General features: G+C 65.3%; 11 protein-coding genes and 1 riboswitch. Of the genes, 5 read left to right on the top strand and 6 right to left on the bottom strand.

Annotated elements, in window-relative coordinates; genetic code table 11:
- The coding region (locus tag CF70_RS37935; protein WP_235185088.1) for an NADAR family protein at positions 1 to 263 on the bottom strand (263 nt) is incomplete at its 3' end.
- Positions 264 to 452: 189 nt separating this feature from the next.
- Positions 453 to 639: riboswitch (yybP-ykoY riboswitch) on the top strand.
- A 9-nt stretch (positions 640 to 648) separates the two neighbouring features.
- Between CF70_RS37935 and CF70_RS16720 the strand changes: the two genes are divergently transcribed.
- From CF70_RS16720 to CF70_RS16710, 3 genes are all read left to right on the top strand, one after another.
- Entirely contained in the window at positions 649 to 1,233 is a 585-nt protein-coding gene (locus CF70_RS16720; RefSeq protein ID WP_035866870.1) for a TMEM165/GDT1 family protein, read from the top strand.
- A 129-nt stretch (positions 1,234 to 1,362) separates the two neighbouring features.
- Positions 1,363 to 2,190 (top strand): AraC family transcriptional regulator, encoded by an 828-nt coding sequence (locus CF70_RS16715; protein ID WP_035866868.1) that lies wholly within the window; start codon positions 1,363 to 1,365, stop codon positions 2,188 to 2,190.
- A 79-nt stretch (positions 2,191 to 2,269) separates the two neighbouring features.
- Entirely contained in the window at positions 2,270 to 2,662 is a 393-nt protein-coding gene (locus tag CF70_RS16710) for a cupin domain-containing protein (protein ID WP_035866865.1), read from the top strand.
- 12 nt (positions 2,663 to 2,674) lie between these two features.
- Here CF70_RS16710 and CF70_RS16705 read toward each other — a convergent pair whose 3' ends face one another.
- The 3 genes from CF70_RS16705 to CF70_RS16695 all read right to left on the bottom strand — a co-directional run bounded on the left by CF70_RS16705 (position 2,675) and on the right by CF70_RS16695 (position 6,555).
- Complete coding sequence (locus CF70_RS16705; RefSeq protein WP_035866863.1) at positions 2,675 to 3,745, bottom strand: MBL fold metallo-hydrolase; 1,071 nt, start codon at positions 3,743 to 3,745, stop codon at positions 2,675 to 2,677.
- A gap of 165 nt (positions 3,746 to 3,910) precedes the next feature.
- The gene (locus CF70_RS16700) at positions 3,911 to 5,566 is read right to left on the bottom strand and encodes an AMP-binding protein (RefSeq protein WP_235185087.1); all 1,656 of its coding nucleotides are present in this window, start codon (positions 5,564 to 5,566) and stop codon (positions 3,911 to 3,913) included.
- On the bottom strand, positions 5,563 to 6,555 hold the full coding sequence (locus CF70_RS16695) for a Bug family tripartite tricarboxylate transporter substrate binding protein (protein ID WP_035866861.1): 993 nt from the start codon (positions 6,553 to 6,555) through the stop codon (positions 5,563 to 5,565). Before CF70_RS16695 ends, CF70_RS16700 begins: the two co-directional genes overlap by 4 nt.
- 174 nt (positions 6,556 to 6,729) lie before the next feature.
- Here CF70_RS16695 and CF70_RS16690 point away from each other — a divergent pair, with 174 nt between their 5' ends.
- Positions 6,730 to 7,497: a FadR/GntR family transcriptional regulator gene (locus CF70_RS16690; protein WP_035866859.1), complete on the top strand. Its 768-nt coding sequence runs from the start codon at positions 6,730 to 6,732 to the stop codon at positions 7,495 to 7,497.
- A gap of 22 nt (positions 7,498 to 7,519) precedes the next feature.
- Here CF70_RS16690 and CF70_RS16685 read toward each other — a convergent pair whose 3' ends face one another.
- Positions 7,520 to 8,536, bottom strand: a complete 1,017-nt coding sequence (locus tag CF70_RS16685; protein WP_035866857.1) for an AraC family transcriptional regulator — start codon at positions 8,534 to 8,536, stop codon at positions 7,520 to 7,522.
- 237 nt (positions 8,537 to 8,773) lie between these two features.
- Here CF70_RS16685 and CF70_RS16680 point away from each other — a divergent pair, with 237 nt between their 5' ends.
- Positions 8,774 to 9,607 carry a class I SAM-dependent methyltransferase gene (locus tag CF70_RS16680; protein WP_035866854.1) on the top strand — a complete coding sequence of 278 codons (834 nt, stop codon included), beginning with the start codon at positions 8,774 to 8,776 and terminating at the stop codon, positions 9,605 to 9,607.
- A gap of 99 nt (positions 9,608 to 9,706) precedes the next feature.
- Here the strand turns inward: CF70_RS16680 and CF70_RS16675 are convergent, their stop codons facing one another.
- Positions 9,707 to 11,563, bottom strand: coding sequence for a PhoX family protein (locus CF70_RS16675; RefSeq protein ID WP_035866852.1), 1,857 nt, complete (start codon positions 11,561 to 11,563; stop codon positions 9,707 to 9,709).
- Between the last annotated feature and the right edge of the window lie 107 nt (positions 11,564 to 11,670).

Genomic DNA, 11,670 nt, shown 5'->3' with positions numbered 1-11,670 from the left:
GGGGGGGGCGCCGCCAGTATCCGCGCCAGGGCAGGCTCGTCGCCGAACAGGCGCGCCTTGCCGGCCATCATGAAATGCTCCGCGCTGGCGAACACCTGGCCATCCACGCTGAACCGAGCGGGCCACCACTGCGACAGGCACTCCTTGCCCACCGCGGCCCCCGGCCTGGCGCTGTGGCCCCAGAAAAACAGGTAGGCGGGGCGGTGGCCGCGCCGGAAGGCACTGATCAGGGAGGCGTGGTCGTGGATATCGGGCTGGGTCATCGCGAATCGGTAGGGCCGGTATGGTCTGGCATGGATGGAATCTGGGTGACCCCAGAGCCCTATAGTATTGTTCGCGGCAAGGCTGTGCGTCAAAGGGCACAAGGAGGGCACAAGGCGCCGATGCCAGCGGTGACAAACCTTTGATCGCCCGGCGCACCGGATCCCCGCGAGCGCAGGCTTGTGATATCATCTGCGCCGTCTTAGGGGAGTAGCTAGCCTCCAGTCCCCCTGGAGGAGCCGACGTCAACATACTTGGTACAAAAAACCATGGCGCCGGCAGCCTGATTGGCTCTGCGAGACCTTTGACTTTTCTGTCCACCAGCTGGGGCTGGCACTGGACGGTGAAGTCATTGGTTCGTGTGTTGCCGGCCCCTTTGGATATCTCATGGAAGCACTCATTGCTTCATTCAGCATGGTCGCCCTGGCGGAAATGGGCGACAAGACTCAGCTCCTGTCCTTTGTCCTGGCCTCCCGGTTTCCCGGCAAGCAGTGGAGCATCATTGCGGGCATTTTCGTCGCAACCATCTTCAACCACCTCTTTGCCGCCGCGCTGGGCGACTGGGCTGCCTCGCACGTCAGCCCGGATGTGACGCGCTGGGTGCTGGGCATCGCCTTCCTCGGATTCGCCGCCTGGGCCCTGATCCCCGACAAGCTCGACGACGAAGGGAAAAACGGCAAGCAGGCCGGCGCCTTCGCCACCACCGTGGTGGCCTTCTTCCTCGCCGAAATGGGCGACAAGACCCAGTTCGCCACCATTGCGCTGGGTGCGCAGTACGCGAACCTGAGCATGGTCGTGGTCGGCACCACGCTGGGCATGATGGCGGCCAATGTGCCCGCGGTCCTGCTGGGCGATCGCCTGACCCGCATTATCCCGCTGAGCAAGATGCGCTTCGTCGCCGCGGCGCTGTTCGCCGTGTTCGGGATTCTGATCCTGTTCAAGGTGAACTTCGGCTTGAACCTGGGTACCTGAGCGGCAAACGCGCATCACCGGCCTGCAGCGGCTGCTGGCGGTGTGGCAAGATTGGCATCTGCCCAAGGTGCCGGTCCGGTGATCCCACCGGGATGCCAGCGCCAGGGCAACCGCGAGGGATGAACCGATATGCGCCTGAAAGACACACCCAGGGACTGGGTACTTCGCGCGCCGCAGCAAGGCCGGCTGGAGCGCATCGAAGCGTTCTTCTCTGGGCACGGCTACGATATGCATCGCCACGATACCTACGCCATCGGGCGCACGCTCTGCGGCGTGCAGCGCTTCCAGTATCGGGGCGGGCAGCGCAACAGCCTGCCCGGCGGGACCGTCGTGCTGCATCCCGATGAGCCCCATGACGGCGAGGCCGGCTCGGACGCTGGCTTCAAGTACCGGATCATGTATATCGAACCGGCGCTGATCCAGCAGGTGCTGGGCGGCAAGCCGCTCCCGTTCATCAAGGATGGCATGTCCAGGGACCCGCGGCTGCACGCGGCAACCGGTATCCTGCTCCAGGGCATGGACAGCCCAATCAATCCGCTGGAGGAAGACGACGCCTTGTTCGATCTTGCGCATGCGCTGGAAGCGGTATCCGGTGCGCCTGCCCGCCGCCAGGGCTACGACTACCAGGCCGCCGAGCGGGCGCGCGAGTATATACACGGCGCGCTGCACCGCACGGTCACGCTGGGCGAACTGGAAGCGCACAGCGGACGAGACCGCTGGAGCCTGTCGCGCGATTTCCGCTTGTTATATGGCACCAGCCCGTACCGCTACCTGACCATGCGCCGGCTCGACCAGGTCCGCTCGCTGCTGGTGCGGGGCCAGTCGCTGGCCGATGCCGCCCTGGCCGCGGGTTTCACGGACCAGAGCCATATGACGCGCCACTTCGGCAAGGCCTACGGCCTGTCGCCTGCGCGCTGGATGAACATGCAGGGCGTGGCCGCGCCCGCGGCTCGCTGAGGCTTGCACGATCGTACAAGATTTCCCCCGCATGCCTTGCTAAGGTAAGCCCTCATGACAAGGCAAGGAGAGCAACGCCATGGACAACGATCGGGCAACCGCCACCGGTAAGTACCAAAGCCTGAATTTCGCGCAGAAACTCGGCCTGATCCACGAGCAGTGGACGCCGAAGGTGATCGCCGAGATGAACGACTACCAGTTCAAGCTGGTCAGGATCGAGGGCGATTTCATCTGGCACAGCCATGCCGATACCGATGAGACGTTCATCGTGCTGGAAGGGCAACTGCGCATCGATTTCCGCGATGGACAGGTCCGGCTATCGGCAGGCGAGATGTTCGTGGTGCCCAGGGGCGTCGAGCACAAGCCCTTTGCCGAAACGGAGGTGAAACTGCTGCTGATCGAACCCCGGGGCGTGGTGAATACCGGCGGCGAGGGCGGTGAGCGGACGGCGGTCAACGACGCCTGGATCTGACCGCCGCCAGACTCAGGCCTTGCGATACCGCGCGATGCCGTCCGGGCCCACTTCCATCACGGCCTCTTCCCGATGCACGAGGTAGTTCAGGTGGGCAATGCTCTCGCCAGTCGCCATGCCCAGCAATCCGGGCTCCCCGCCAATGGGGCGGGAGAACAGCTCGGCGAAGACATCCACCGCGCGCTTTGGGTCGGACAGCGCCTGGCGCAGCCGGTCGAGTGCCTGGTGCTGGCTGCGCTCCAGGTAATCGATGCGCGCATGCAGGCCGCGGAAGGGCTCGTTGTGCGCAGGCAGCACCAGTACATCGTCCGGGACTTCCCGGCGCAGCCTGGCGAGCGAGGCAAGCCAGTCGCCCATCGGGTCCGCGTCGGGCTCGGTGGGGAATACCGACACGTTGGAGGAGATGCGCGGCAGGATCTGGTCGCCGCTGATCAGGATCTTCAGCGTCTCGCTATAGAGGCAGGCGTGTTCGGGCGAGTGGCCGTTGCCGACGACAACCCGCCACTGGTGATCGCCAATCGTCAGGCTCTCGCCGTCGCGCAAGCGCCGGTAGCTGTCGGGCAAGGCATGGACGTACTTGCCGAAGCCGCCGAAGCGCACGCGGTATGCCTCGATGGCGTTGTCGTCCCAGCCCGCGCGGCGATAGAAGCGCACGCCGTCCTCCGGCGCCTCGCGCCCCGTGTCCGCGGCGAGAACGCGGCAGTTCAGGTATTCCAGCCGGGTCATCCACAGGCGGCAACCGAACTTGCGGGTCAGCCAGCCCGCCATGCCGATATGGTCCGGATGCATGTGCGTGACGAACAGCCGGGTCAGCCCGTCCGCCAGCGCCCCGTCCTGCGCGAAGAGATCGCGCCAGGCTGCGGCGGTCTCGCTGGTCTGCAATCCCGCGTCCACCCCCGCCCAGCCCGCGCCGTCGCGCACCGCCCAGAGGTTGATATGGCTCAGCGCGAATGGCATCGGCATGCGGATCCACAGCACGCCCGGTACGATCTCCCGCACGCTGCCCGGCGCCGGCGCGTCTCCGCATGGGTATTCGAGCACAGGCTTGCTCTCGGCCGAGGGGGTTAAACTCGCATCGCTCATTGGGTCTGATTCCTTGGTTCCGTGCGGACATGCGGGGCGCGCCGTGCGTTGTTGCACCTGCATGGGGCAAATAAGGGCCGCGCTTCTCGCATGCGACGTCGTGAGCGATTCTACCGAGGTCCGGCTGTTCGCGCAGCAGCACCGGCCGGCTGCGCAAACGGGCGTTCAAACGATGTGCTGCGGCGAACTGACCATGTTGTCCGTGCTGTCCGTGCTGTCCGTGCCATCCGTGGTGTTGGCATTGCCGTGCGCGTACATCGCCCGGATGGCCTTCTTGTCGAGCTTGCTGACGGCGGTCAGCGGCAGATTGGCTTCGAACACAACGGTCTTCGGCGCATTGACCACTCCCTTGCGTTTCGCCACAAAGGCAATCAGCTCCTGCGCGTTGGCGCTGCATCCCGGTTTCAGCACCACTACCGCCGTGACGGCTTCGCCCCACTTGGGATGGGGCAGGCCGATCACTGCCGACAGCGATACCGCGGGGTGCTGCGCCAGGCAGTTCTCGACCTCGCTGGAATAGACGTTGAAACCGCCCGAGATAATCATGTCCTTGGCGCGATCGACGATGTACAGGTAGCCGTCGGCATCCTGCCTGGCCATGTCGCCGGTATGCAGCCAGTCGCCGGCAAAGGCTTTTTCGGTTTCCTCCGGCCGGTTCAGGTATTCATGCATGATCAGCGGCCCGCGCACGCATAGCTCGCCAACCTCGCCAGGGCCAACTTCCCGAAGGTTGGCATCGAGCAGCTTGACCTGGTTGCCGGGCAGCGGCCTTCCGCAGGAGCGCAACAGTTGGGGCCGCCGCGGGTCGTGCTCATGCCGCCGCAGATAGCTGATCGTCATCGGCGCCTCGGCTTGCCCGTAGATCTGGCAGAACACCGGACCCAGGCGCTGCACTGCCTGCGCGAGCCGTGCCTCGGCGATGGGCGCCGCGCCGTAGAGCACCATCTGCAGCGACGAGAGATCGTATTGGTCCAGCGTCTCGCAATCGAGCAGACCGTAGATCTGGGTGGGCACCAGGAAGGTCGAACTGATGCGCTCCGCCACCACGGTTTGCAGGAAATCCTCCGGGCTGAACTTGCTCATGAAGAACAAGGTACCCCCGCGCAGCAAAACCGGCAGCATGATGGCGCCCGAAGCATGAGAGATCGGCGTCGCCGCCAGGAAGCGCGTTTGCGCCGGCCACTCCCAGCAAGCCAGCTGCTGCAGTGTCATGGTCACGGTAGTGCGCTGCCGGTGGATCACGCCCTTGGACTTGCCCGTGGTGCCGCCCGTATAGGAGATCTTGGAAATATCCTCGGGCTGGACGCGCAAGGGGATGTCGGCGCCATCGAACGCAGGCAGCGCAGCGTTGACATCGGCGCCGAACGAAGCCGGCCCCAGCGTCAGCACATGCTCGACCACGCCCAGCGCCGCCAGCGCGGCGCCGCGCTCGGCGAAGCGCGGCACATCCACGATCAGGGCCTTGATGCCCGCGTCGCGCAAGGCAAACACGTGGTCGTCCTGCGCGGCGAGCGGATGCAGCGCGGTGTAGCGCAAGCCCATCAATTGCGCCGCGATGATCGCCACCACGGCGTCCGCCCGGTTGCCCGACAGCAGGCTGATGCCATCCTGGCGGCGCAGCCCGATCGACTCGAAGTACCGGACCATGCGATGGCACTGCGCTTCCAGCGCCTGATAGCTCAGGCGTACCCCGTCCCCCACGATCGCTTCGCGCTGCGCGAAGGATTTGAACGCCGAGCGGTAGAGCTCCGCCACCGTCGATCCCGCGTAGAGCGGCTCCCTGCCCTGCTGCATACCCTGCATCCCGTCACCCCTCGTCATTGCTTTTCTATCCCGGCCTGCGCGCCGATAGCCACCATCTTCCCGGAGTCGGACTTCATCTCCTGGAAGAATGCCTCGGGCGTGCCGGTCTCCACACTGAACCCCATGGCTTCGAGCTTGGCCTTTATCTCCGGGTTCTCCACGGCCTGCCTCAGCGCGCCGTTCAATCTGGCGATGACCGCATTCGGCGTACCCCTGGGTACCAGCATGCCGACATAGGGCTGGTCCTCGAAGCCCTTCAAACCCAGTTCGGTGAGCGTGGGCACCTCGGGCAGCGCGGCAAGCCGCTTGCGCCCGAATACCGCCAGCGGTTTGGTGGTACCACTGTCCAGGAAGGGCTTTTGCGCCGCCAGGGTGTCCATCAGCATGTCGACGCGGTTGCCGTTCAGGTCGTTCATCGCGGCCGGCACGCCGGCGTAAGGCACCTTCAAGGTGTCGATCCGCGCCAGCTTGTTGATCCGTGCGTAGTAGAACTCATAAGTGGAAGCCGTCACCGCCATGGATGTGCTGCCAGGCTTCTTGCTCTCCATCGCCACCACCTGCTCGAACTTGTCCGCGGCAAACCCCTTGCGCGCCACCAGCACCAGGTTCAGGTTCACCGCCTTGCCGACCGGCGCCAGGTCCCGCTCGAAATCCACGGCCGGGTTCTTGTACATGGCCCGGGCCACCACCAGGGGCATCCCGCCCATCAGCACCGTGTAGCCGTCGGCCGGGCTGCTCGCCACGGATTGCGCGCCGATGGCGCCATTTGCGCCCGGTTTGTTGACCACCATGACCGGCTGGCCCAGGGTCCCGCTCATGCGCTCGGCCAGGATCCGCGCCACGATGTCGTTGGCACCGCCCGATTGATAGACCACGACAAGTTTGATCGGCCGCTCGGGATAACCCGCCGCCTTGGCATCGGCGTGGGCCGTACCGGACCACGGCAGCACGGCGGCGCACAGGGTGGCCAGTGCTCTGGCAATACGCACAATACGCACAATACGCATGTCTCCTCCTTCGTCTCACGCGTCAGCTTGACGCTGGTTCTTTCTGATTTATTGGTTGAACCATTCTACAAATCGCCATAGCATTGAACATACTGGAAAACCCGGAACGGGATCGGCAAGGGTTTCGCGCCGCCGGCCTTCTACAATGCGGACTTCCTCCCGACGCCATCGAATATGACCAACGAGATTGACGCGCAAAGCCCCGCGACCCTGGCCGAAGCACCGGGCCCGCAGTTCAAGCCTGTCCAGGTACTGCGCGCGGCCGACGACATTGCGCGCCAGATTCGCCAGGAGATCACTTCCGGCCGCCTGCTGCCCGGGGCGAAACTGCCTGCGGAGCGCGCCCTGGCGGCGGAGCTGGGCGTTTCGCGCAACACCTTGCGCGAAGCGGTGCGCTCGCTGGAACAGGCCGGCCTGGTGCAACTCAAGAAGGGGGCTCACGGCGGCATCTTCATCACAGGCAACAATGGCGCGTCGGTCGCCATCGTGAGCGGCCTGCTCGACCTCTACCGCCTGGGCGGCATCGCGCCGCGGCACCTCACGCAGGCGCGTATCTGGGTGGAATCCATTGTGATCCGGGAAGCCTGCCAGCGCGCCACGGCCAGTGACATCGCGGCCCTGAATGCGAATATCGACGCCGCGGTCGCGGCGGCCGAGTCGGGGGAGTTCGAGACAAAGGTCGCGCTTAACCACGAGTTCCATCGCATCCTGGCGCGCATGACCGACAACCCGATCATGATTGCCTTCATCAACGGCTTGATCGAGGTCCTGGTGGAATTCGTGATCCGGATCGGACCGCACGACACCAGCTACATCTTCCCTTCGCGCCGCCGCTTCATGGCGCATTTCGAACGGGGCGATGCGGAGGCGGCGGTACAGGAGATGACCAGCGTGCTGGAGCAGTTCCAGGAAGCGTATTTCCCGAAGGAAATGGGCGGCTGAGGCTACCGCCGGGCCGTTGCGGCTATGCCAGTCCCGAGCGCTCGGCAGCGGGGACTGGCGCCGCGCCCTTTCCGCGGCACCGTCGCCAGCCTGCCGGCGGCTGGCCGAATTCGCGCTTGAACGCCCGGTTGAAAGCCGCTTCCGACTCATAGCCGACGTGCTCCGCCACCGCGGCAACCGATTTGCCCCCGGTGAGGAGTTCCTGCGCCGCGATCTGCAGGCGCCAGTGCGCCAGATACTGCATCGGCGGTTGTCCCAGCAGGTCGGTGAAACGCTGCGCCAGCGCCGAGCGTGACAGCCCCGCGCTGCGCGCGAGCTCATCCACGGTCCAGTCATGGGCGGGTTGCGCGTGCATCATCGATAACGCCCGTCCGACGAAGCGGTCGCGCACGCCGGCAAGCCATCCCTTCTTGTCCGCCGGCAATCCGTCGATACAGCGGCGCACCGCTTCGACAAAGAGCAGTTCCGACAACCTGGCAAGGATGAGCTCGCTGCCGGCCCGCCAGTCCGCCGCCTCGGCCGCCGCGAACTGCAGCGAAGCGTCCAGCCAGGCGGAGCGTGGATCGTTGCGCATATCGACCTTGAAGATGCGCGGCAGCGCGGAAATCAGCGGATTGCTCAAGAGGTCGTTGCAAGCCAGGAATCCGCACACGAGACGCGTGCCGGTGCCGCCGCCGCCGTATGACAGCCTGATCACCTGGCGTGGCGCCGTCTCCAGTTGCGCGGCCAGCAAAGGCCCCACCTGCACCGGGGACATGTCGAGGACGCTGGCCATGATGTGCGACTCGCCTTGCGGCACCACCAGCAGTTCGCCGGCAGTGAGATGAATGGCCGACATGGGATCGTCCGCGAGCCGTGCCCAGCAACTCCCTTCAGTGACCAGGTGGAACGACACGACACGCTCGGTGCGCGGCAGGAAGGCTTCGCACAGCGCCGCATCCGCTTCGCCAAGCACGCACCACGGCGCGGTGAATTCGCCGTTGAGATAGACCGCGCCGCTCAGGCGGACAACGCGAAGTACGTCGGAAACGGCATCCATGAACAGGGTCCGTCAATTGGGTCCGTCAATCGGGTCCGTCAATTCCGGCGTCCCGCGCAAGAACGCTGGACGCCAGGGCATTCATCTAGACAGGCAACGTGGAGATACTACACCTACGCCCATCCGCGACAACACCTGAAATGGGCGGCTCCGGCGCCGGCATGACGGAGTAACGCGCCCGGCACGGCAAGCCCCGGCTCCCTGAATCCCAATCGCAAAACCATAAGGAGAACTGCCATGTCCGCAGTCCTTTCCAATCCCGCCCCCGTCATCGATCTCTCCGCGGTCAAGATCCGCCAGCAAGCGGCCTGGTCCGCCGGCAACTACGCGGTCGTGGGCACCACGCTGCAGATCGTCGGCGAGAACCTGTGCGAGGCGCTCGACCTGCGCTCCGGCGCACGCGTGCTTGACGTCGCCGCCGGCAACGGCAATGCCACGCTGGCGGCCGCGCGCCGCTGGTGCGAAGTCACCTCCACCGACTATGTGCCCGCGCTGCTGGAAGCCGGCCGCGTGCGCGCGCAGGCCGAAGGCCATACGATCAAGTTCCAGGAAGCGGACGCCGAAAACCTGCCGTTTCCCGACGCGTCGTTCGACGTGGTGATGTCCACCTTTGGCGTGATGTTCACCCCCAACCAGGAACAGGCCGCGAGCGAGCTTGCCCGCGTCTGCAAACCCCGCGGCAGGATCGGACTGGCCAACTGGACGCCCGAGAGCTTTATCGGGCAGGTGTTCAAGACGATCGGCAAGTACATTCCGCCCGCGCCGGGCGTCAGATCGCCCGCGTTGTGGGGCACGACTGCGGCGCTCGACACCCTCTTCGGCGAGACTGCGCGCGCGATCCACACGGCTACCCGCCAGTTCACCTTCCGCTACCACTCGCCGGCGCATTTTCTTGAGATCTTCCGTACCTACTACGGACCGATGAACAAGGCGTTCGCTGCGCTCGACGCTGAAAAGCAGGCTGCCTTTGAGCAGGATCTGCTGGCGTTGATCGGCAGCCGGAACCGCTCGGGGGATGGGACGCTGGTGCTGCCCAGCGAGTATCTGGAGGTGGTGATTGAACGGAAGTGAGATCGCAAAACGAGGTCGCACCGTGAAGCGAAAGAGCCGCAACCTGCAGGCTGCGGCCCGGCGTGCCGGCAAGGCCGGCACGGATCTGCGCAGCCGTCCCTACGCGCCGATCGGCTTGCCGTCCTTGTGGCGGACCACGATGGTCGAAGACCTGGCAGGCTTGCCGGCGTCCGGCCATTTGTCGGTGGGATGCTGGATGTTGATAAAGAACGTGGTCAGGTCAGGCGTGTACGCAATGCCGGTGATCTCGCATCCGTGCGGGCCAACCAGGAAACGTTTGCACTCGCGGGTGTCCTGGTCGACGTAGTGCATGGAGTTGGCACCGAAGATGTTGGTGGTGCTCGCGCCGGTGCCGGCGTCGGTCTGCACCCACAGGCGGCCCTTGGGATCCACGCGGATGCCGTCCGGGCTGGAGAAGGTGTTGCCGTTGATCGTGCCCTTCAGGTTATACGCGGCGATGGAGGGATCTCCCGCCAGCAGGAAGATCTCCCAGGTGAAGCTCGTGGCCAGCGGGGAATCGCCGGCTTCCTTCCATCGGATGATGTGCCCATGCGAGTTGTTCATGCGGGGGTTGGCCGCATCGGGCACCTTGCGGCCGCCGTTGTTGGTCAGCGTGCAGAACAGGGTTTTATCCGGCCCTACCGTGATCCACTCCGGCCGGTCCATCAGCGTGCCGCCGGCCACGCGCGCGGCAGCCTTGGTGTTGACCAGCACATCGGCCTGCGTGGTGAAATTGACCACCACCGGCGTCTGCGGGCCTTGCGTGGTATTGCCCGGATCGGTTGCGCCGGCCAGCAGGTTGTTCTTGCCCTGGGTCAGTTCGATCCATTGGCCGCCGCCGTCGGCATTGAACCTGGCGACATACAGCGTGCCCTCGTCGAGCAGGTTGAAATTGGCCTTGCGGTCGTTCGGATCGAAGGGTTTCGTGGGGACGAACTTGTAGATGCAGCCCGGCGTGCTGTCGTCGCCCATGTAGAACGCGACGCGATTGCCGGCGCCGGTCATGAACGCGGTGTTCTCGTGGTCGAAGCGGCCCATCGCGGTGCGCTTGGTCGGCGCGGCGAGCTGGTTCAGCGGATCGATCTCCACCACCCAGCCGTAGCCGATTTCCGGCTGGGTCGGGTCCAGGTAGTTGTCGGTGGTCTCCTCGCACGTCAGGTAAGTACCCCAGGGCGTATGGCCGCTCGAGCAATTGTTGAGCGTGCCGACCACGGTGCCGCCCACGGCGCCTGCGGCGGGGCCGCTGACCTTGTACACCGTGTTGCCCGTATAGCGCTTGTTGTAGGCTGAGCCCTTCCTGACCTGCCACTTGCCGCCGGACAGTGCGATTTCGATGACCGACACGCCGACCGAGGACAGGGCGATCTTCTTCTGTTCGGCCGTTGCGGTCGCGGCATTGTAGGTGCCGCCGGGGAACAGGATGGCCGCGTCGAGCGTCTCGTGGTTGATCGCCAGCAAGCCGCCTTGCTGCGGGTCGACGCCCGGCAACGGGAAGAAGTGCATGCCGTCGTGGTTGCCACCGGCTTGCAACTCGGTCTCGGCCGACGTCTGGAAGGATCCGCTGTACCCCGGCGCACCGGCGACGACCGGGTCGCCGGCCGAGAACAGGACGTCGTAGGCGTAGTTGGCCGGCAACGTCACGGTGTCCGCTGTCACCTTGTCCGCCACCGGGGTAAAGCCGATCTTGTAGTCGAGCGGCTGCGCTGGCGTCGGTGCCGGTGCCGGCGCGGGTGCCGGAGCGGGGGACGGCGTTGCTGCCGCGTCATCGCCGCCGCAGGCGGCAAGCAGGCCGCCCGTGCCGAATACGGACAGCAGCGACATGCTCAGGCCACCGCGCAACACAGTGCGGCGCGCCGGATTGGCGGCAACGATGTCTTCAAGCATCTGGCCCGGAACAGTGACTACGCCTTCGGCATCACGGCGCGGCGCGCGGGCCCTATCGGTAAGGTACGACATGCGTGGGGATCCTCTCGTCTGTGCAAAGCCGTTGAACCGGGGGATTTCGGTGCGCACGGGTTCGCGGTGCGCCGATAGTAGAGCGTGAATATGACGTTGGCGTTACT

Origin of the sequence: Cupriavidus sp. SK-3 (assembly GCF_000611145.1) — a bacterium.
Lineage (GTDB): Bacteria > Pseudomonadota > Gammaproteobacteria > Burkholderiales > Burkholderiaceae > Cupriavidus.
Note: the sequence above shows the minus strand (reverse complement) of the source record. Positions and strands in the feature narration are given on the sequence as shown.